General features: G+C 55.8%; 17 protein-coding genes. 13 read left to right on the forward strand and 4 right to left on the reverse strand.

Annotation, left to right across the window (positions count from 1 at the left end; translation table 11 throughout):
- Positions 1–27: 27 nt before the first annotated feature.
- From FJ424_RS20340 to FJ424_RS20350, 3 genes are read right to left on the reverse strand one after another with little or no spacing between them, the layout of a single operon-like run.
- Entirely contained in the window at positions 28–297 is a 270-nt protein-coding gene (locus FJ424_RS20340; protein WP_140786375.1) for a hypothetical protein, read from the reverse strand.
- Complete coding sequence (locus FJ424_RS20345) at positions 234–1,133, reverse strand: hypothetical protein (protein ID WP_140652443.1); 900 nt, start codon at positions 1,131–1,133, stop codon at positions 234–236. Before FJ424_RS20345 ends, FJ424_RS20340 begins: the two co-directional genes overlap by 64 nt.
- Positions 1,117–2,565 carry a nicotinamide mononucleotide transporter gene (locus FJ424_RS20350; protein WP_140652445.1) on the reverse strand — a complete coding sequence of 483 codons (1,449 nt, stop codon included), beginning with the start codon at positions 2,563–2,565 and terminating at the stop codon, positions 1,117–1,119. Before FJ424_RS20350 ends, FJ424_RS20345 begins: the two co-directional genes overlap by 17 nt.
- Before the next feature lie 157 nt (positions 2,566–2,722).
- Between FJ424_RS20350 and FJ424_RS20355 the strand changes: the two genes are divergently transcribed.
- The 13 genes from FJ424_RS20355 (at position 2,723) to FJ424_RS20415 (ending at position 20,968) form a co-directional block, all read left to right on the forward strand.
- A complete protein-coding gene (locus tag FJ424_RS20355; protein WP_140652599.1) occupies positions 2,723–3,736 on the forward strand; it encodes a thermonuclease family protein in 1,014 nt (337 codons plus the stop codon).
- Between the two features lie 231 nt (positions 3,737–3,967).
- Positions 3,968–4,426 carry a MucR family transcriptional regulator gene (locus FJ424_RS20360; RefSeq protein ID WP_140652447.1) on the forward strand — a complete coding sequence of 153 codons (459 nt, stop codon included), beginning with the start codon at positions 3,968–3,970 and terminating at the stop codon, positions 4,424–4,426.
- Between the two features lie 625 nt (positions 4,427–5,051).
- Positions 5,052–5,276 carry a helix-turn-helix domain-containing protein gene (locus FJ424_RS20365; RefSeq protein WP_140652448.1) on the forward strand — a complete coding sequence of 75 codons (225 nt, stop codon included), beginning with the start codon at positions 5,052–5,054 and terminating at the stop codon, positions 5,274–5,276.
- A gap of 408 nt (positions 5,277–5,684) precedes the next feature.
- Positions 5,685–7,454, forward strand: a complete 1,770-nt coding sequence (locus FJ424_RS20370; protein WP_140652450.1) for a serine protease — start codon at positions 5,685–5,687, stop codon at positions 7,452–7,454.
- A 471-nt stretch (positions 7,455–7,925) separates the two neighbouring features.
- On the forward strand, positions 7,926–8,648 hold the full coding sequence (locus FJ424_RS20375) for a LuxR family transcriptional regulator (protein WP_140652452.1): 723 nt from the start codon (positions 7,926–7,928) through the stop codon (positions 8,646–8,648).
- A gap of 82 nt (positions 8,649–8,730) precedes the next feature.
- Complete coding sequence (locus FJ424_RS20380; RefSeq protein WP_140652454.1) at positions 8,731–9,390, forward strand: acyl-homoserine-lactone synthase; 660 nt, start codon at positions 8,731–8,733, stop codon at positions 9,388–9,390.
- 42 nt (positions 9,391–9,432) lie between these two features.
- Positions 9,433–11,151 (forward strand): heme peroxidase family protein, encoded by a 1,719-nt coding sequence (locus FJ424_RS20385; protein WP_140652455.1) that lies wholly within the window; start codon positions 9,433–9,435, stop codon positions 11,149–11,151.
- A 219-nt stretch (positions 11,152–11,370) separates the two neighbouring features.
- Positions 11,371–13,497 (forward strand): hypothetical protein, encoded by a 2,127-nt coding sequence (locus tag FJ424_RS20390; protein WP_140652457.1) that lies wholly within the window; start codon positions 11,371–11,373, stop codon positions 13,495–13,497.
- Between the two features lie 20 nt (positions 13,498–13,517).
- On the forward strand, positions 13,518–15,125 hold the full coding sequence (locus FJ424_RS20395; RefSeq protein WP_140652458.1) for a Dyp-type peroxidase: 1,608 nt from the start codon (positions 13,518–13,520) through the stop codon (positions 15,123–15,125).
- 34 nt (positions 15,126–15,159) lie between these two features.
- The gene (locus FJ424_RS20400; RefSeq protein ID WP_140652460.1) at positions 15,160–16,803 is read left to right on the forward strand and encodes a hypothetical protein; all 1,644 of its coding nucleotides are present in this window, start codon (positions 15,160–15,162) and stop codon (positions 16,801–16,803) included.
- 11 nt (positions 16,804–16,814) lie between these two features.
- Positions 16,815–18,143: a radical SAM protein gene (locus FJ424_RS20405; protein WP_140652462.1), complete on the forward strand. Its 1,329-nt coding sequence runs from the start codon at positions 16,815–16,817 to the stop codon at positions 18,141–18,143.
- A 98-nt stretch (positions 18,144–18,241) separates the two neighbouring features.
- On the forward strand, positions 18,242–19,891 hold the full coding sequence (locus FJ424_RS20410; RefSeq protein WP_181182000.1) for a ferritin-like domain-containing protein: 1,650 nt from the start codon (positions 18,242–18,244) through the stop codon (positions 19,889–19,891).
- Between the two features lie 15 nt (positions 19,892–19,906).
- Positions 19,907–20,968 (forward strand): hypothetical protein, encoded by a 1,062-nt coding sequence (locus tag FJ424_RS20415; RefSeq protein WP_140652466.1) that lies wholly within the window; start codon positions 19,907–19,909, stop codon positions 20,966–20,968.
- 61 nt (positions 20,969–21,029) lie between these two features.
- On the opposite strand, the gene FJ424_RS20420 is transcribed toward FJ424_RS20415, so the two are convergent.
- Positions 21,030–22,091, reverse strand: a complete 1,062-nt coding sequence (locus FJ424_RS20420) for a hypothetical protein (protein ID WP_140652468.1) — start codon at positions 22,089–22,091, stop codon at positions 21,030–21,032.
- Positions 22,092–22,096: the final 5 nt, after the last annotated feature.

Here is a 22,096-nt window from a genome sequence, read left to right on the forward strand (position 1 = left end):
CCAAATTAACGAACTCCTGCCCTGGACCTACATCGCCAAGCCGGAAATCAAGGCCGTGGCCTGAGAACGACGCTTACGGTTGTCGCCTGTCTGCTCGTCATGAAGGCGCAGCTTCCCCACGTACCAAGAGAAGGCGAAATAGCTGATCATGATGGCTATCGGCACCACAGTTGAAATGAGCGGGCTAACGCCTGCCGTCTTCGTCACTGCGATGAAGGTGCAACCGGACAGCGTCAGCGAGATATAAAGCGCCTGTGGAAACAGCCACGTGTCGAAGACGGAATATCTGCGGGCCATTGGCTACATCCCTTCCAGCTTCGTAAAATCGCTGAGGGTGCCTCCGTTGTCCGAATCCACTGCGTCCAGAAATTGGCATGGTCGACGGACGAAAACTTCCTCTCGGGCCGGTTGAAATAGAGAATGGTCACATCCGCGCCCAGAAGATCGGTTCTGTAGCGTGAATTCGCCAGGCTCTTCTTGAAAACGCTGTAGTCGGCGCCCGACTTGTATTGCGAATAGGCGGGCGTGTTTTCTACCATATCGGAAACGAGGATCAGCCGCTTCGGCACCTTATCGAACATGCCGTTGTCGAACAGGCTGAGCTTCACCTTCTGGATTCCGGCCATGATCGGCGACTGATCCGTTTGGCTGTCTGCCGGAAGCTGAGACGGCAGCTCCTTGAGAGGCTTGTCGAAGGCTTCTTCCCAGACTTTCTGATGCTTGCCAGGATTGCTGGTCCAAACGTCGACTGTTGAGCCATCGCCTGGATTACATCTGGCGAACAGCTCATCGAGATTGCCGGGCTCGCTTGTCAGGGTGCCAACCCAAAGGTACCCCCCCTGCTTGATTGAACCCGCAATCTGCCGAAACTTGTTGGCAAGATCTTCCATGGTCGCCTGTGGAACAGGATCAGAGGTATCGAATAACACAGCTGTGACGCTGTTCGGACCGCCCATGACCGGGCAGCCGGTCTTCGCGTCTGTTTCGACAGCTTCCCGGGCCTTGAAGTTGAGCCAGACAAATCCTGAGAACATCGCAAGTGAGGCGAGACCCAGTAGCACCGTGCCCACTATCGCGCCCGTGGCCTTATTGCTTGAACTCCCCGGCTTGCGACGGCTACTGGGCCTGGCCATCGAGTGTCTCCGGATACAGCTTGTCGAGATCGCGGTACTTCTCGATCCCTGCCTCACATTCCTTGCCGAGCTCTCTCATCTGTTCGCCTAGCGCTTGTTGCGCTGCGGCGATGGACGAGGAAAGGTCGGTATCTCTCATCTCGCCGTCGCTATAAACCACCGGCTTGCTCTTCTGAAGTTTGAACGGTTGAGAGAAGTGTTTGGGCGGAGGTGTCTTGCGCGCCCGGATATTTGCTTCGCGATATTTCGAAAGAAGGAGGTTACAGCATCTCTCCAACTGATCCTGGTGCTCATTGAAGAGAGCCAACAGCCGCGCCCGGCTGGCAAGGATCGCAGCGTGCTCTCGCCGGCGGCCGCCCAGTCCCTTCAAAACATCGTCGAACTTGGAGTTATAGGTGTCTCGCAATTCGATCAGCCGATCGATCAGATCCGACTTGGTGTTTGTGTAATGGTCCCGCCGGTCGCGGCGCCTCTTCTCCGCCCCTGCATAGCCCGGGTACGGGTCGAGAACGAACCATCCGTCTATGAACGCGATGATCGAGAAGATCAGGCCGACCAGGAAAAGCATCCACGATCGGACCTCCTCAAGGCCGAGCGGGTTGTGGCGCATTCTCTGAATAGCAATGCTGCCCGCGCCATCGGCAAGGGTTCCGCTTACCTCGCGGTAGTGAGCAAGCAGCAAATTTATGCCAAGCGCAATGACGGCATAGAGGAGTATCGAGCCGATTCCAAAAAGCTTCACCGTGAAGGAGCGATGGGTCACTAGCCGAACGCAAAAGATAGCCAAAATCAACGCAGACCCGATGTTCACGAAGGAGAAGGCAAAGGCCTCCGTAGCTCCCCCAAGGAAACCTTGGTCGTTGCCCTTTGCGAGGAACGAGCCGTTGACGTAGGTCTCGAACAGGAAAAGGAAAACAAGAAGAGCCACCCTCAAAAAGTGAGATGTGCCCTTCTGCAGTCTGGCCACGCGTTCTAGGCGGTGTTTTTTTCGAAAGTCGATAAGCTCCTTGGTGGCTTCGTGAAGGTCAGTTCGGCGGGCGTGTAGGGTGTCCAAGCCCACGGCTATTTCGCCCTTAAAGTCGGACAAACTTGACGTGGTGATCTGCTGAAGAAGACCAAACTGTTCCTCAAAGCCTAGGTTCGCGATACGACCGGAGAGCAGGTGCAACTGGTCCTCTAAGGTTTGGTGCGCCGCCTTTTTCTCGTCTTGCACACGCTCGACGACCGAATGTTCGATTTCATCGAAGACCTTCGACGACGAAGACGGTTGGTCTTGCCCTCCACGCGCAGATCCCAGGTCAACGAGGCCCATATCGCTGGCAATCTTATCGACGTTGAGGCTCGGAAAAATGTCTGCCGCCACCCTGTAGTCGTGATGGGTCTCCATCAACTTATTGCGCAGCTTGTCGAGCGCTTCAAACCTCGCGGCCAACGTCCTCACCCCTAAGATCAGTTCTTGGAAAAACGCGCTTCAGCGCTTGCCGCCTTGCCGAGCAGAAGGTCGCCAAAGGTCTGTTATATTGATGAGCCCACACTTGGCGATACGCAACCCAGTTCCCCTAGCGCTCGATAATACATCGGTAGCTCGTATGCAAATTCAAAGGAGTGGCCGCATCCACGGATTTTTCTACCCAAAACATTGCGGAACGATCCGCTGGCCAGTATTGACACGAAGTTTCGGCCTAGCGGGTAAAAAAGGAAAACCTCGAACTTACCTGCCTCGAAGCCTAGACCCACGGCTATTTTGGGAGCATTCTTCTAAGGGGGAGCAGGGGTTGGGCACTTTTCGACACGATATCCGCCGGGGAAAATGGCGGAAGCACGCAGGTGCATCCGGCTCTCGCGCTCCGCGGCGAATAAGTGTGCCGGCGCTGTTGGTCTTCGTGGTTGTCGCTGCAGCCGCTGCCTTTGCTACGCAACCCGCAACGCGGCTCGATGACTTGACATCAGACGCGGGGCCTTCGCGTTGGCTCGGGTCAAGCCCTGAGCCTATCATCGGTGTCGCATCAGTTGTCGATGGTGATACCATTGAGATTCACGGCCAGCGGATCCGCTTCAACGGGATCGATGCCCCGGAGAGCAACCAGTATTGCAGCGACGCCAAAGGGTTCGATTATCCCTGCGGGCGCCGATCGGCCGAAGCTTTGGAGGCATTCCTAGCGGCATCCCGGCCTGTGCAATGCGAATTCGTCACTTGGGATCGATATCATCGTTTTGTCGGGAATTGCCGACGCGCGGACGGCATCAGCGTGGCCGCGTGGATGGTTGAACACGGTCAGGCGCTTGATTGGCCGCGATACAGTCACGGTGCCTATTCAACCCAGCAGGCGAAGGCAGAGACAGCCAAGCTCGGGATATGGGTAGGCACATTCCAGGCGCCCTGGGAATGGCGCGCACAACATGCCGAGAGCTCTCCCTCGCCGAAGCCCCTTGGATTACGTGATCGGCGCCAAGTCGCACAAAGCGGCTACTCCTGCGAACCGCGGAGGTATTGTTCGCAAATCTCCTCATGCGACGAGGCTCGCTGGTACCTCGAAAACTGCTCCTGGGGTGGCAAGCTCGATCGAGATAAGGATGGCATCCCTTGCGAGGGCCTGTGCTAGTGACAGCCATCTGTCAGTCTGGCGCGTCCTCTGCGGGCAAGCAACTTCGCTCCAGTAGCGTCTTTCGTTCTACGGTAGCGACTACTTCCGAAAAACATCAAAGGGTTGTCCGAAGACCTTACGAATTCCGCGTCGGCTCCACTGAAGTTCGACAGACCAAGCTTAGGAGGGCGGTTGCGTCGTTGAGCATCAAACAATAGAGAGGGGACAAATCCGACAAAGGGACCACCAATGACCGACGAATCCGATACCCGCTCTGCCGAACTAGCTGAGTTAACCGCCGACATTGTCTCCGCATATGTGAGCAACAATCCATTGCCGGTCTCTGGCTTGCCGGACATGATAGCATCGGTTCATGCTTCGCTGTCCGGACTTGGCACGCCGATCCAGCCTGTCATTGAGCAGCAAATTCCCGCGGTCAATCCGAAGAGGTCGGTGACGCCGGACTTCATTATCTGCCTCGAAGACGGCAAGAAGTTCAAATCCCTGAAGCGGCATCTTAGCACAGACTTTGGCCTGACACCGGACGCCTATCGCACCAAATGGAACTTGCCGCACGACTACCCTATGACAGCTCCGAATTACGCCGCTCAGCGCTCGCAACTGGCGAAGTCCATCGGGCTTGGCCGCAAAGCTGAACCCGTCGCACCAGCCAAGAAGGCACCTGCGAGGCGAAAAGCCAAAGCGTAGTCCGCCGCCACCTGACGCAGCGGAAAGACTCAGCTATGTCTGGAGAGCGGCGGACCTGAATAGGACCGTCTGGCCGGCGCCATTCGGGCAACCTCCCAGCGAGGGCGCCGGCCTTATTTCCTAGCAAGCGGCAATGGGTGATCATTTCAATTGTCGGCCGGTCCATCTGCGGCAGTGCCGGTTGGCGGGAAAGCTAGTAGCTGGTCACTGCCTGCGGCTACCGCCGGCGAACACGACTCAGACACTTGTCGCCACCACCTTATACTCTCATCCCATGCTCACCGTGTGTTCGATGTCGAGAGTAGTTCGCCTCGCGTTTCTTTGCGCTCGCCCAGCTCAGCCTTCTTGGCTGGCTCAAACTCGCCGACAGGCGTCGCCTCATTCCAATTCATCGACTCCCACGTCAACTCCAAGCACGAACAGGTCGAGGCGATCGTGCCGGAGATCGCATTGGCAGTTGATCCCATTTCTATCCAGGCATATCCCCTGCTTCTACTCCCTCGCTCAGCGGCTTCTATTTCCGATGCACATCCCCACTCATGGCGGCGCCACTGCATGACACAGGGTTTGATAGCGTGCTTGAACCTGCTCACATGTTCCCGACGTCGGACATTTGGAGAGCTTGATGGAGAACAGGAAGTTTTTGACAGCTGAGGAAGTGTCGGAACGCTATCGCGGCAGCATCTCTCTTGGAACGCTGCGAAATTGGCGAGCCAAGAGGATTGGACCGGCGTACGTCAAGCTTGGCAAAGCCGTGTTGTACCCAATTGAAGAACTCGAGACGTGGGATCAAAAGAATACAGTGGCGTGCCGGGCGTCAAAGCGATCCAGCATGAGCGGCGGTGAGTAAGCGTGATTAGTGACGGAGGAGCGTCCAACACCGCCCCCAAAAGCCATTCCCAACGCGCTCGGACAAGAATTTTCGCAATACATTTCAACAGGATAGCTTGCGGTGAGAGGAAGTTCCACAACCAACCCGCTCGATACCCGTCGGGAATGCTGGATCACGCCGCGTCTTTGAAAAGCCGTGACTTGAGCATCTCTGTCGCGGGGCAAACTCGGCGCGCGACGGGTTGATAGCAAACAAAATTCGGAAGTGTCCTGTGAGGTTTCGTGGGGAGCGCTGCGATTGTCACGCTTTGCGACCGCTAGTCGTTACCAGTAGGACGACAGGGAGGCGCACCCCGCCAAAATATTTCTATAGCTTGGGTCGTTAGACCGCTTGTGCCGGTTGGGCAGCGCGTGCAAAGTTCTAGGTATGGTGGCGCTGCTTTCGAAACTGGTCTACACTGTGTTACTCGCCAGCATCGCTGTCCTCGCGGCGCGCGAGTTGTTGACCGTATGGTTCGACAGTCGAGTTTATATTGGCAAGTTCGATGTAGTTTCCGATGCGGCGAAAGACGCCGAGGAAGGCGACAGTTTTCCAAAACGCATCGTTGCAGCTCAAAAGATCCTCTCGCAACAGTTCATCGACTACCAGAGCCGCCGATCGGGCTCCTGGCCAAGCGATACCACCTACGCAATCTACGGCGAGATGCCAGTAACGCTGCCACCAGAGGTGCTGGCAGGCATCGACATCACGGTGCAGGAGATCAATCTGCGCCAGGTCCTCACGGCTATCCGCCGCGCCTTCCTGTCCCCAAACGAGGTCAGCGGACAGGTAACGTCTCGCGAAGGATCGGTCATAGCAGCGGTTGATTGGCCGAAATCGCCGGAGCTTGCCAATGGCGCCGCCACGCCAGCCAGGTTTTTGACCCCAAATAAAGCAAGCGAGCAAGAGGTTGCGGCCTATATTGCGTGTTCGATCTCGTGGATACAGGCGGCCAGCGGCAATGCGAAATTCGCTTCAATCTCGCGAGCCCAGATGTGCGATTTCGCGGCGGCGCTCGACCAACTCTACTCGCTTGAAGGAAAAGCTTCCACTGCAGCTGGCCTAGACCCCAATCAAACGGATCGGGTTCGCAGACTTGCTGCGGCTCTACGCAATTACTACGATGCCGGTGTAATCTTTCCCGATATCTACCGGCTTCGAGCCGACCTTCTCGATCTTCTGCCTGAAACAGGCCGGTCCATGAATGAGCTTGTCGAAGCGCAGGAAGATCGTGTTCGTTACGCGATGTTGGCCCCTGAACTTAGCAAGTTGTCCGATGAGTCTAAGCGGTTGGCGGCGCTCGCGCTGGCACGGCCCGCCATTTTACTCGAAGACGGCAAACCCAAAGACGCCCCAATAAATTGGTCCGGCCTGCTTGCGCGACACGGTGACGATATCAAAGTTGCGGCAGACGCAACGGGTTGGGTATCGAGCAGCGATGATAAAATGGCGGGTGTAGGCTTCCTTGTCGGTGACAACCTAATGATCACAGCGGACTATGTGCTCAATGCTGCTCGAAGCTCTGCTGTAGCCCAGATGCCAGAAATCACGGCACCACCCAAATTCTGCCTGGGCAGCAGCGCTCCCGATTGTAAAAATCCCCTGGAGATCGGCGAAACGCTCTACGATGGTTCATCGAAGGGTCAGAAAATCGTCCTGGTTCAACTAAAAAGTCACAATCCGGTTGTCGTTCCGCCATTGGCTCTCAATGATATCCCAATTGAGCCAAACGCGATTGTTGGACGCTATGCCTATGTGATCGGATACCCCTTTCGGGACTCGCGTCTGCCCCCCGAATTTGTAAGCCGCCTGTTGGGCGACAAGGAAGGTCAAAAGCGCGCGATGCCGGGGAGGATACTGGCCTACGGGACCGGCCCTGAAGGGGACGTGTCGAAGCGTACGCCCAAATTTACGACCGATATTAGCACAAGCTCGGGTACAGGCGGAGGGCCGTTGCTGGACCTTCTGACCGGCAAGGTCATTGGATTATCCTATGCGGGCATATGGGAAGGCGAGCGCGGGAAATTCGCCTATGCGGAGCCAATTCCCGCCGAGGTAGTTAAGATCATCGCCGATGCTCGCGCGAATGCGCAGACGGGCAACCCTACGGCTGCGGCGCCGATGGCCCCATTATCTGACACGGCAAAGTCAAAGTGAATTGTCACGATCTCTTCAATATCGCTTGGCTGAGATGCGACGACGGTGGAGGTCAGTGAGCAAGAACGTTTCAGTCGCATAGCGAGCAATTGCGCTTCGTGAATAGGGACGTCGGAAAGCCCCGAAATACAGAATAAAGCAGAAACTGCGAGTTCCGCAAAGCAAGCATCGTGCACGCCAAGTTCGGCAGCGAAACATATTCGGCGCCACTCTTTGTCATTTGATGCTCCCTGTGCTGTGGAGCTAAGATTTCTTCGGATGATCATACCGTATGGATGTACTCTGTAAATACGCAGTTTCCGCCCCCTGCCCTGTACCGCAGGTCCATTTTGGATGACAAGTCAGGCATCAGCGACTGCCTCGTCCTTTGGCGGAAGTCAGGCGCGCTTATTGGGATATTCGAAGCCCCAAATTTGAATTATAAATAGCAGGTATTCTTGTCTCGCGATGTAGAGGCGGGGGGTCTCTGGCATGATCGACGCAGACGTGTTCGACTTTGTCGAACGCTGCAGGAAGCACACGGCAACCGGGCCGCTTCTGACTGACCTTCTTGAAACCGTGAGAAATCTCGGCTTCGAGCACCTGATCCTGAGCGGTGTGCCGCTCGGTGGGCAGAAGCTGGCGCCGATGGTCGAGCTGAATGGCTGGCCCGCGAGCTGGTTCGAACGCTATGTAGAGGCCGAGCATGCTGCTGTCGATGGCGTTTGCATCTATTCGGCGAAGACCCTGAAGCCGTTTCTTTGGGCCGATGTCCCTGCAAAGTGGTCAGATACGGAAGGCTCCCGACGTGTCGCGGGCGAAGCGACGGAGTTCGGTATCTTGAGTGGTTTTGCGGTGCCGATGCTCAGCGTCCACCATTGGCAATCCGTCCTGTCTTTCGCCTCCTCGCAAAAGAGCTGCAGCCTATCACCACGCCAGCAGGTGCAACTGGTGACCATGGCTGTTTATGCCGGCATGTCGATCCAGGCTTTGTCAAATGACGATGACGGCGATCAGGGTCTGCTGAGCGATCGGGAGAAAGAGGTGCTCTTATGGGCAGCGGCGGGCAAGAGCTCGTCGGAAACGTCGCAGATTCTTGGTCTGACCGAGCGCACGGTCAAATGGCACTCAACTCGGGCTCGCGAGGCCTTTGGCGTCGCTACGACCACCCAAGCAGTCGTTGAAGCCGTGCGCAGGCGCCTTATTCATCCTTAGGTACGTCAACTGTCCGATCGGACAGGTGACGTACTTTAGCGCGACTGCAACTATTCCTCCGAGAACGTCGGGGGATCGCGCAATGATAGCTGCCCATGTCGTCAATGCGCTAAACAAACATCTCTATGAAAACGAATTCGACGAATTCCTTCGCCGACGCCACGACTTTTTCGTGCATCAGAAGCGATGGCGGCCGGCAAGCCCTGACGGCCGGGAACTGGATCAATTCGACACGGACGTGGCGACATACCTGCTAGGTATCGAAGATGACCGCGTGGTGACCTCGGCGCGACTGATCCCGACCAGCGAACCGCACATGGTCTCCGAAGTCTTTCCGCACATGTGCGAAAAATCGGGTGTTCCGAGGCGCTCGGATTGGGCCGAGTGGACGCGGACGTTTGTGGTCCCTGACAAGCGTTCAGCTGGACTAAGGGGCACGCTGACGCAGCTATGCTGCGCTGTGATGGAATACGCTCTCAATGAAGGCCTGACTGCCGTGGGCGGTGTCCAGGAGACGTACTTCATGCCGCACCATGGCGCGCTCAAATGGCGCGCCAAGCCGATGGGCATGGCAAGGGAAGAAAACGGCGAATGGTACATCGTTGCCTATATCGACGTGAATGAGGCCGCCTTAGCGAGCGTTCGCAAGATCCTTGGGATCAGTCACACGCTGCTCGTACGCCGCGGGATCCAATTGCCATTCATCGACAGCGACAAACACCTATGGCACGCCTCCGCATAGCAACAATTAGAACCGACACGAAATAATATCCAGGAGGCTAGAATGAAAAACGTTGGCGTTCCGCTCTCGCAATGGGGACGCCGCTCGAGTTTTCACGGGACGCTGCGTGGCGGCGACAATGTTACAAGGTCTTCGACATTTGAGGGCCGATTTGGCCGAATGTTTAGAGCGCTGCCCGCTGCCAATTTTCACCCAGAGGACCTTCTCGCTCTCGGCGATAAGATGGAGGCAGAAGCCGAAGAGCAAAATGGCAAGCGAATCGCTCATCCAGAAAAGACGGCACAATTTCCGGACGAGAATGCCCCTGATGACGAAGAAAATTTTGGAATTCCCGCTGGCTATACTTATCTGGGACAGTTTATCGACCATGATATAACATTCGATCCGTCTGCTTTATCGATGCAGCGAAACGACCCTGACGCCCTTGTGGATTTCCGAACGCCTCGTCTCGACCTGGACTGCATCTACGGGCGCGGACCTGCCGATCAGCCCTACATGTACACTGAAGATCGCAAATTTATCCTCGGCGCCACGAAACTCGCCAGAGGAAACGTCGCGTCGAAGGCGACGGACCTGCCCCGTGCTCAAAATGGTCGTGCAATCATTGGCGACAAACGGAATGACGAAAACGTCATTGTCTCACAGCTGCAAAACGTATTTCTAAATTTTCACAACGCTCTATGTGATCGATACAAAAACGTAGAATTCGATGATATTCAAAAACTAGTTCGATGGCACTACCAGTGGGTTGTTTTAACCGACTTTCTTCCAAAGATTGTTGGCGAGAATGTCATGGCAGACATATTGCCTGGATTTATAGACAGAAAGATCAACATTCATACGCACGCTCCAAACTTGCGCTTTTTCAAGTGGCGAAACGATCCATTTATGCCAGTTGAGTTTTCAGCGGCCGCCTACCGGGTTGGACACTCGATGGTTCGCCCCATTTACCGACTGAGCACCGAACTCACCAACCCTGTGGGTGACGAAGATCCTTCGATAAATGGTCGAAAATTCATCTTCGCCGCCGAACGGTTGAAGGGACTTAACGGATTTGGACCATTCCCTGAGAATTGGGCGATCGATTGGAGCCTGTATTTTGAGCTGGGAGGCAAAAAACTCGATCCGAAGGATTTGGGACCGTCGCGAGTACAGCCATCCTACAAACTCGACACCTCGCTGGTAAACCCCCTCAAGTTTTTGCCAGAGTTCTCGAGACCTCGTCCGGGTCACCCAGGCGATCTCGAACAAGAAGGCGGCAATCCCGCGCCGAAGAAAGGTGACGTCTCCAACCTCGCTTCCCGAAATTTGCTTCGAGGAATGACGCTTGGATTGCCTTCAGGTCAAGACGTAGCTCGTTACATGGATATAGAGCCGATAGAAGATGACGAACTGCGCGTTGGTAAGGCTATAGTGGACGACTTAGGCAGGGCCGGCAATTCCATTCTTGACGTTAGCAAGCGGTTCGCCGGCAATGCTCCGCTTTGGTACTATGTTCTGGCGGAAGCCCAATGGGCATGGACAAAGGCCGCAAAGTCCGCCTCCAATTTGGACGATGTAACTCGAAATGCCATACCAGTTCGACTTGGGCCTGTCGGAGCCAGGATCGTGGCTGAGGTGTTGATTGGCTTGATAGTAGGGGACAAGCGTTCCGTACTCTGGCAAGCGCCGAACTGGAAGCCGATTCTTGGCAAGGACGGTGAGTTCAACATGCCTAACCTTATTCAGGTTTCTGGACTGGGCACTAGCCATGGTCAATGAATTTGACCACTAAAGACGCGCGTCGTCAGATAAATAGCCATCACCATAAATACATTATGGTGATGGCCGAAAAATTGGGACAATTACTTCTTTCATTAGAGGCACAAAAGCCTGAAATTGCTTCGTCTCTCTGGATTCAATTTCGTTGCAAGAGGCTGACATCGAGCCAATTCGCTACGGGTACCGGACTCTAGTACAGACCACCTTTTGGAGGATGCAATGGCGGACGGTGTAAGAGAGCCCTATCGCGCCCGGGGAATCGTATTTGCGAGCCGGATGCCATCTGCCGTCCGGGCGATCCGAACATTCCCGCCCAACCCGAGTGAGGATTTGGTTTATCGCGGCGGGAGAACCATAGCAAACCTGAGTTATCGAATTTTTTACGTTGGAGCACAGTGGGCCAACGCACCTTTCGCTGCGCAACGGGTCGATCTGGATAACGCGCTTGCTGCAGCCATGACTGACCCCGGCCTCAACTCCATTCTCAATCAATATTTTGGCGGCGCTAAGGTAACGACAAATCCTCTGTCGTCAGGCATTCTCGATGCACCGCTGCAGAAGATCTACGACAAAAATGATATCCACAGCTTGGCGACGAAGGTCTTCATGTCGGGAGCTCTGTCCGCAGTTGATCTCAAAAACAGCGTCGTAGGCTTCATTCTTCCCCCGGGTGCAGTTTTGTCGAGTGACGGAGGCGGTTCGGCGACGGCAACTAATCGCCGCAAGCCACGGCGCGGGACCCCTCCGATGGAAGAGGCAGACTCAAAGCACGGCCTCGGAGGCTATCACGGCTCTATTCATATAGCGCGGCCGGGTTCGCCAGTTACAATCTACTATGCCGTTTCCGTCTGGTCCGAAGGCGATAATGGGATTCCCATTCCCGGATGGCAGCCTTGGGAAAACGCGACCGCGACATTGTATCACGAACTGGTCGAGGCTCGGACCGATCCAGACGTCGAGGACGCCGTCCGAACCGGGGATGTTCGCTGGATCGGCTGGAACTCCGCGACCGGTCAAGAAATCGGTGATTTCCCCATCGTCGAAGCCGACGCCGATCTTACATTGGTATTCCGAAGAGTCGCTGTCGCTGCCGGGCCAGGCACGGTACCAATTCAGTTGATGTGGTCCAACCGTGTGCACGGGCCAGAGGTGCCTCCAGTCGGCTTACCAGTCGCGGCAGCAACAACTCCTGTGCCCCTCATCAAGATTGACGGAGGGGCGCAAAACGCTGAGTTTGCGGTAGGTGGTGGTATTGTTCTCTCGGCGCCGGGCAAACTGGCCGATTTCAAGAACCCAACATCGGCCGGAGCGTGGAATTCCACCCTCTCGAAGCTTTTTGATGACGCCGTCTTAGAGACACAGAAGTATCTGAAGGGGCAGCCCAGCCAATTTTTCAACCCAGCACGGGGCCTCCCATCTCTTGGAGAGCCTGCCGATTTGCCGGTCAAATGGCCGGGGTTTCCGCGTAAGCTTGAAAACAGCGCGCTAACCCCAGTGCAAGCCCTCGAAATCGCCGAGCGGATCAGCGGTACTTTTATTGGTCGACAGATTCATCAGGACGAATACCTCGAATGGTTCGTCGAACGCGATCCTCAGACCCGAAAGATAACTAAAATAACATTCACTTGTGAGGGACCGGAGTATTGGGATTTTCTGGGAGAAGCAGAGCCCGATACTCTGCTCTCTCTCTATCGTGCCCATGTCAGTCCGAGCGTTAAGAAGTCCGATTTATTCACCGGGTCTACGTACCACCGCCTCAACCCATGGAACACAATCCGTGGTGCTATGCACCTTATCCAACCCGCCAACAACCTCTTTGCGGAGATAGCTATCGCAGCTCTTGCGACAATCTTGAGGAAAAATCCAGATGGCAGTCTGAAGACGGACGCGCAAGACTTGATCGATTGTGCGCAATACGGAGATGGTGGCCGTGCGAGTGATCCTCATATCGGTGATCTCGTCAATGGCCTCGCTCGTGACGGCTACGTAATCTCGCTAAAGGATCCGGTGGGCCTCTATATGAGCCGTCCCAATCTACTTGGCTTTGCGACTTCTGATGGCAAGGCGGTGGGTCAAGACTGGTTCGCCATCACGCGCGGATCCGAGCAATTTCCAGTACGAGGTATTTTCGCAGCCCCGGCCGCTTCACATTTTGTGGTCGGTGACATCAGCGTCGCAGGAGTGCCGTTGGACTTTGGTGGCCAGGTCGCAAAGGTGATCGACATGGGCCTGACCGGCGTCGCCTATGGCAAGGGAACAATCAAGAGCTTGGCATTTCCCTGCGGAGGCCCTGAGGATTCTGGCAGCCCACAGGTTGCGGCCCTTGTTCACCGCCGCATGGCGTAAGAGGTGAGAGGAACGCATCCGTGTCAGAAGTTGAACCCCTGCTCGACTTAGAGGACATTCAAGGTAACATTTATCCTGGATTCAACAAAGATCATCAAACATTCATATTCCTCGAAATCGTCGATGTCGGTGCAGCAAAGTCCGCACTGCGCGATCTAACTGCTGATGTCGCTTCAAGCCAGGTTGTTCAAGACTACGCGCGTTTGCGCGCCGCCATAAAGAAACAAAGAGGTGGCGGTCCATCAGGCCTGACCGCGACGTGGATGAACATTTCGCTTGGTTACAACGGCTTATCAAAACTTGCTCCAGCCGATGTCGCCAAGGCGCTCGGTGAGGGTGCGTTGGCCGCGGGCCTCGTTGCGAGGTCCTCCCTGTTGGGTGACCCAGTTGATCCAACCGCTCCCGGCCACCCATCACACTGGACGATCGGTCGGCCCGACAGCGCTTCCATGGATATCGTTCTGACCATCGCCGGTGACCGTCGAGAGGATGTCGATGCCTTTCGAGCAGCCATTGAGGCGCGTCTGGCTCAACATACAGCCGCGGACGGAACGCCAGGACTCCGACGATCAACCGAGGATCTCTTCGGTGATACGTTAGGCGATGATCTCAACGGTCACGAGCATTTCGGGTTCAAGGATGGCGTTTCGCAGCCGGCCCTTCGCGGACGCAGCAAGTCGTCGCCAGAATCTTTCGTAACGGAACGCACACTTGACCCGACGTCGCCGCAGGCTACGCGCGTTGGTCGTCCAGGCCAAGTCCTGTTGTGGCCCGGCCAGATTCTGCTTCGACAACTGAGACAGAGTGCCACCGACCCGACGAAGCCGAGTCCGGCGATCGAAGTCGGTCCAGTCTGGGTGACAAATGGTTCATTCATGGTTCTTCGAGTTCTCGAGCAGGATGTCCCAGCGTTCTGGAAAACGATGCGTGGTTACGCACAAACGGTAGATGGTCGCGACGACGACACAACGACGGACTGGGTCGCGGCGCGGGTCGTCGGCCGTTGGCGCTCAGGAGCACCTTTGGAGAGGACCCCCGACGCGGATGATCCGCGGCTCGTTGGAGACAATCGTGTCTCGAATGATTTCGGCTTTCGTCAGGATACCACGCGCCCGATCATGGCGGCCGGCCAGCCGCCGCTCCCAACACTGCCCTTGGCCAAGGGTGACCCAGAGGGCGCCATCTGCCCATTCGCTGCCCATATTCGAAAGGTAAACCCGCGCGACGACGCCGTGGAGCAAGGTGGACCAAACGACACGCTGCTTCGGCTGTTCGTCAGGCGAGGCATTCCTTTCGGTCCTCGGTTTCCAGACCCCCGACGGGCCGTTCCAGATGGCATCTCGCGTGGTCTCATATTCGTATCATATCAGGCCTCCATCGAGCGGCAGTTCGAGTTCGTCATGCAGAAATGGGTCAACAGCAACGAGGCGCCCAGGGCAGCATCGGGGCGTGATGCTGTACTCGGCCGTCATGCTGTCCAACCAGGAACGCCAGCGACGACAATGAGGGTTCAAGATCAGGAGGGAGAAATCCATATCCTCCCGCAGGTGACTGATTTCATCACCCCCAAGGGCGGCGGCTACTTTTTCACGCCCTCGATCAAGGCTTTGTCCGAGCTTACCAAATGAGATTAGGGCTCGTTCCAATGCATCGGAGGATCTTGTGACAGAAATCATTCAGAATATTTTTCTCGATCCTCCGATCGTCGTCGCCCGTCTCGGAGGAAGCACGACGCCTCTGGCAGCTTATTCCTGGGGCACCGCACCCAATCCGCGCAATGACGAGGACACCGCGATCTTACCCGATTGGTCGTTGAATGTACTTCCGGATGGTTCCATCGAACCCTTTAGACCCGACAGCATTCGCTTCCGCGACGGCATTTTGGTTCGCCCGGTCTGTCCGTTCATCGAAGTCTGGGCACAGCTTGGCGAGCCTGACAGCGAGCCCACGAGTTGGCGAGACGCGCCAGTTACAGAAGCCCTTCTGGCCAAGTTTGGAGTGGATTTATCTGCCGTGGCATTCACGATTGATGCCCGCAATGCAAAGGCCGCCCGAAGGACCCTGAATCAGGATCTCATCTATGGCCTGTTTCCGTCGGTGAGGCTCCGAGGGGACCAGCATGAGCCTGTAAGCCTTTCGGCATCCAGCCCACCTGGAGTCGCAAAACCAATGATTCCTCGCGAGCGTTCCATCCCGTTCGGATCGATCCAAGTTATCCGGCCTCACGCCAATCCGACAGCAGGATCTGCGCCGTGGCCGGCCACAATTGATCTAGAAGTTTTGAGAGTGCGGTTCACGCCGGCGACGGGAACGTTCTATGGGCCACCGCAGGCATCAATTCCGACCCCGGAAAGTTCGGTACCTGCCGTGCAAGCAGCGAACGCGTTCCTGGATCCGGATGCCGGCTGGTTCAATTCGAGGGCTGCTGGAGGTGGATTCGTTATCCCGGGCGACACCTTCGATTTTTTTGAAGTCGGAGGGACTCAGTTTTCCCTTGGTGTCGTCGACGATACCTGCGAAGTGAGAATTGACGTTACGCTAAGGCTGGCCCAGTCAGGAGTTGGACCTTTGGCCGCCCACACCAACATTTTCGTGGGGCCGCCTGACTTTGCACCTGATCGCCGGCCATTCCTGAGCATCGCCGACGAGCTCAATGATCGAAGTGCCACCGCCGAGGCCCGAAGCTCGAGTATGAGCGCGGAAGAAAGAGCCATCTGGGTCCAGGATCTGTTCGAGCGCATTTACGAGACTGCTTCCCTGCTCAACGTTGATTATTGGCGCCGCCGTCGCGGCTTGCGTGGCCTTGATGGCGCTCGTCTGGCAACGACTGCGATCGTTGGCGACGGCGTCGTCCCGGTCGACCAGGCGCTTGGCAGCCGGGACGCTTTGCGCAACCCCAATCTCAGTGTCCCCGGCATCACCCTGGATGTACCGTTGCCTCTGAGCCAGCACGCTCGAGAGCGCCACCGCTCGCTTTCTGATCTACAACGCCTTGTAGATTTTGTTGTGTCTGACCCGACGAGGCTGAAGACGCTCATTCGCGGCCCATTCGAAGTGGAGGCTGGCGAAGGCGGCAATGCTACGACGATGCGTATGCCGCCATTCATGCGAGCCTCCAACGCCAGCCCTCTCACCTTGGCGGCTTGGCAATACAGTCTTCTGATGCGGTGGGCGGGCGAATTGACGGCACCCAGGCCGCCCGCGCCTGTCGGCGATGCGTTAGTGGCGGCACTCGCGCCAGCAGCAGTCAGCCTGTCCGAAGCTGCAGCGACCCGTCGGGCCGAAGTGCTTGCTCGTCTAAGCTGAAGGAAACCGCGATGCCTGAACCGACAATTCCCGCCGATCCCGCTGCTCCACTGGTCCACCGGTTCACGTCTGGTGTTGGAGACCACCTCCTAGTGATTCCGTTCAGTCGCATTTACGATATTGCGACCGGGGCGGCCCCATCAAGCGACGCTGACTGGGATGCTGCGACGTTGTCGGTACCAAGCATGGGCGAAGTCGGGCTCGACCACATTTCAGAACCTCAGCCGCAGAGCATCTCCCTAAACGTGAGTTCCAGCTGCAATCTGACTTGTGGCTATTGCTATGCGGCAAGGGGCGGCTTTGGGGGAGTCCAGACGACTCTAATGGAATGGCCTACGGCACGCGCGGCTATTGACCGCCTGCTCAGCGGCGCTGATTCGGAGAGCCCTATCACAATCGGGTTCCTTGGCGGTGAGCCGTTCGTCAACCGCAAATTGATCCATAGGGCAGTGGATTACGCTGTGGAGCAAGGGCAGAGGTTGAAACTCGATGTCCGTTTCTCTGTCACCACAAACGGTACACTGCTTGAGGCAAACGACCTCGAAATGATGCGCCGGAACCTGTTTGCCGTGACAGTTAGTCTCGACGGCGCTGCGGACGTCCAGGATCGCCAGAGGCGCCTCCATCGCGACGGGTCCGGAAGTTGGCAAACTGTCGTAGACCGGATCACGCCCCTGCTTGAACGTCCTGGACATGCGAAGATCGCAGCTCGGGCAACCGTCACCCGGCACAATCTTGATATCGCAGGCCATCTCACTGCATTGACCGCAATCGGCTTCCCCGAGGTTGGCTTTGCGCCACTTCGTGTCGGACCCGAAGCCTCGGGACCACTTACTGACGCTGATTGGCCACTCTATCTGGCGGCTCTTGTTGCCGCATCTGAGGACGAAATCGATCGACTTCGGCGCGGAATTCCAATCCGGCTAACGAATCTCGCGGTTGCCCTGAAACAACTGCATCGTGGCGCGTCCTCGCCCTACCCTTGCGGTGCGGGAGGCGGCTACTTCTCGGTATCCGCAAATGGGCGTTGGTATGCATGCCACCGGGCAATCGGCAACGCAGATTTTGACTTGGGATCGAACGAAGGACTCGACAGCGTCCGTCGCCGAGAATTCCTTGAAAAACGGCATGTTCATTCGCAGACTGACTGCGGTTCATGCTGGGCTCGCTATCTTTGCTCTGGCGGCTGCCATCAGGAAGCCAGTGCACGGACAACCGCGTCCTGCGACTTCATTCGCGGCTGGCTGTCCTTCTGCCTCGAAACCTATTGCGAACTTGGTAGTGCTCTGCCGGTAGCCGGTATCGTATCTCATCGCCTTTTTGAACAGGTGGCACCATGACTGCGCGCCCGACACCAAAGCTCCTTCCACGGAACATCGCCGCGTTACGGCAAGGGCAGGATCCAGCATCGGCAGCGCGAACGATCGTTGGGAATTCAGTGTCCACACGCCTCGAGTCGGGGATCGGCAATTTCTTTCCCGGCTTAGAATGCGACTTGCGAAATCTGGAGCGAAGGTTCTTTCCTTTCGTCGAAGTCGATACTGACTTCGGGCAGATTATTGTGATTTCCGTCGATGCGGCAGCCGCCGCGGATTCAGCCGGCATCTCTGCAACGGACATTCAGAGCTATCGCACACTCGAAGACGACATACGGCGCGGCGGACGATGGACAGTTCGTACAATGGCAGGGGATTTTGGTCCTCTCGGTCCTCAAACGGTGACGATTGCCGATCTGACGGGCGTGAGTTTCGGTGATGACCGTCGACCCGCAGACGCTTGGGTGGCTATTCGTATGTTAAGAGAGAACAGCTTGGTCACGCTGACGCTGACTCGCGTCTCCGGGCCGGGCGAGATAACGCTCTCGGGCCTGAGATCTCGATATCTCGACGCCAATGGCGCTTTGGCCCGCATGTTTGAACCCGGTGAGCTTACCCAGTCCCTGTGCAGCCCTTGGACACACGATTTTCGTGACTGCGCCTGTTTCTACTGGGCGTCGAACCATCCAGATATCGCACTACCTCCGCTTCCCGTCCCCGCGCCGCCAGGTAACGCCCTCCAATGGAATGTCGACACTGCTTGGGAACGCTTGGATCGATCGATGCAGTCGCCGCCGATTGCGAACGCTTTGGGCAGCGACCAGAATCCGCCGCGCAACTCTCGGGTTGTTCCAGAAATGGTCCATCATCAGATCAACCGCGACTGGCAGTTGTTGAATTTTGTCCTTGAGCGGCGAGAGCAGGTCACCCCGTACACGCCCTCTAACAAGAACCCGTCGCAGGCCGGACCACTGCCCGATCTCCCGACACTGATCAAGCATTTACGCTTTGCCGCGGGCGTCGAAATCGCGGTTATGTTGGAATATCTCTCGGCTGCTTGGTCTTTAAGAAAGCCGGACGGCCTCCCTCAGCCTCTGCAAAATGACTTAAGGGCGGCCTTTGCCGAAATTCGGCGAATCGCGATTGGCGAAATGAGGCATATTCGGGCGGTCAATGATGTGCTGGCGCACCTAATGCCAGCAGGCGCGTTCGAGCCGGCACTTGCGGTTGCCGCCGAGATTCCGGACGGGGGTAAATATCGGCCGCTTGCGTTCAGGTCCGCTACGATCGAAACGATCGAGGACTTTGTCCGGATTGAGGCACCGTCTGAATCCGTAGATGGATTGTATGCCCCTATTTACGCAACGTTGGCGGGCGGGATCGGCACTGAAGAGCAAGTGCAGTCGATACGAACTGTCATGTCCGAGGGTGAGGACCATCACCAGACATTCTTGTTTATAAAGGAATGGCTTGGCCGCCACGTTCCGGATTCAGTGTTTCTCGCCGGCACAGATCTGGCCGCCCCTCCGGCCACCAATGGTGCGCACAAAACATTGCAACGTCGCTATCGTAAGCTCCTGGAGGGTCTTTACGATGGCTATAAGGCGGGCATGCCGAGAGGAGCGGTGTCCGTCAATGCTGCGCGCAATGTGATGCTAGGGTCCGGCGGCATAGAGGGCGCACTGGATTCTGTTGCTGCGAAAGGTTTCCTTGCCGTGTTTGACCCGATTGCAGACCCCCGTTTCGCATCAATAACCCGCCCCAATCCATGAACGGATAGTGCTGGGATGGCGCAACGCTCCCCGGAAACCGTGATACTAGGAGCTGGTCCGGTCGGACTCGTTACGGCGCTTTTTGCTGCCCGGCGCGGCCCGGTGTTAGTAGTTCTGCCACGTGGTACCGCGACTGCGGGGCCTTCCCGCATTGATTCCGTACCAGTCTCGCTTCTTGCACTGCTACTCGAAATCGGCGTTCATCCGGCAGAAATAGCCGTTGAATCCGTTTATGATAACCGTCTCGTTGCATGGGGGACTGCTGATCCGACGATCGTTCGTGGAGCGGCCACCATCCATATCGAGCGGCCATCGCTTGAGATGTCACTTTTAGCTCTTGCACATCGTCACAGGAGCATTCGCTTCGTATCAGGTTTGGACATTGCCCATCTGCCACCAGCATCCAATGTATTGGATGCGACTGGCAGACGTGCAGTCAGTGCAAATCAGCGATTTGTTCCCTCCAATCCAGCCCTATGCCGAGCATTCGTCTTACGTGGCGAATTTTCTATAGCCCAACAGTCGTTTCGGATGGCTTCACTGCCTACTGGCTATGCATACAGGATGGGTAATCATAGAATGATGATGATTGCTTTGGTTCAGGGTCGATTACAGTGGATCGCTTCGACCCGCTCTCTCATCAACGAATTGACCCATTTCAACGCAGATTGGCTCTTGGCCGGCCTACCACGATCCTGGGCTGCTGAAAGATCAAGAGGTGGCGCCGCATCTGTCCAGTGGGCCTGCGGCGACAGCCCTATCCATCGGATAGGCGATGCGGCGATTGCACGTGATGCGTTGGCGTCGCAGGGAATTGCGAATGGCATTTCAAGTGGCATAAGAGCTGTCGAAGAGCCCAAGGCGTACGCTCTACGCAACAGTGGGGAACGTGCAGAGCTTACGCTGCATCTAGGTGAGTTGCAAAAATTGATTTACGAATGCCGCTGGAAAGATTGCGCATATTGGAGTCAATACTCGCAGTACATTTCGGCTTTCTCGACCCAGATGGCGAAATTCAAATGTATAACGCAGATACCAAAAAGCTACAAGCGTTCAGAGAGCCGAGGTTTGCCGTAGTGTCGAACAGAACCAATTTGATCTCTGCCTCCTTTGATCTCTGCCTCCGCGGACACCTGACTTAGTCTGGCATCGTCCCCATCCTCTTGGGTACGTCAAAGAATATCGGGGAGGAAAGGGTGGCATCACAATGCGTGGCCGGCTGATTAGCATGAGACGGGGTTTTGTAGCGGTCGGGTTGTAGGACACCAATCAACTTGGCGTGGACGACGTGATCCTTCACCAAGATATTCTCACCGCCCTTCACATTATTCAATGGGTACTCGAAATTATCAATGTCTGCGTAAATTCCACCATCTTTGATAGAGACGACGTCATATTGCTCAGATCTTAGCAATAGATCCAAATCTACCGAGAAACTTCTTCCATCGCTCAAAACGGTACACATAGTATTGAAAGAGAACAATCGGGTGTGTTCTTGGTTAATACCAAATTCAACAAATATCGCTGTTATAAACGCAATAAACCATCCAGAGCATAAAGCAATATTAACAAATGAATAAGAAAACATTCCAGCTATAGGCAATTTTGTGTACCACGGCCAACGTCTAGCCAAATGTATGAGAGAAATCGAAAAAGGTATGATGAGGAGGCAAACAAAAAGTAACGGAGCGTGGAGGGAAGTGTACTCTTCGGCTTGCTGACGGGGCGTGCTTTCAGGTGTCGCCCATAGCAAATAAACTTTTGCCATTACAACACCAATTAAGCCAACACAGAAACAAAGGCGCAGAATAGAGAGACGAACGGCAGAAAATTTGACTTTAAGCGACAGCGTCCTTAGATAGACCAGAAATCGAAAAATAATGTCGAAAATTATCGTCAGTATAGTTGTGAGTACGAATACGAACGTGAAGGAATTTTCGCCATCAGTTATACCCGCAGTTCGCTTAAAGGCTTCATATAAAAGCCCAGGTGTGTGCACTGTAACGGCCGCAGCAAAACAGATGAACATCAATGTAAGGGAATTTAGGCGAGCGTCCACTCTCAAAACAAATCGCCATGCCGACCTTCTTCGTGTTATTAGGGGAATGATTAGTGGGCCGAGTATCAGAACCACAATGTCGTAAACGCCCAGAATGAGACTGTTTACGATGTCGTTAAATATCTCAAGCGGCTTGAACATCGTCG

The organism is Mesorhizobium sp. B3-1-8 (genome assembly GCF_006439495.1).
GTDB lineage: Bacteria > Pseudomonadota > Alphaproteobacteria > Rhizobiales > Rhizobiaceae > Mesorhizobium.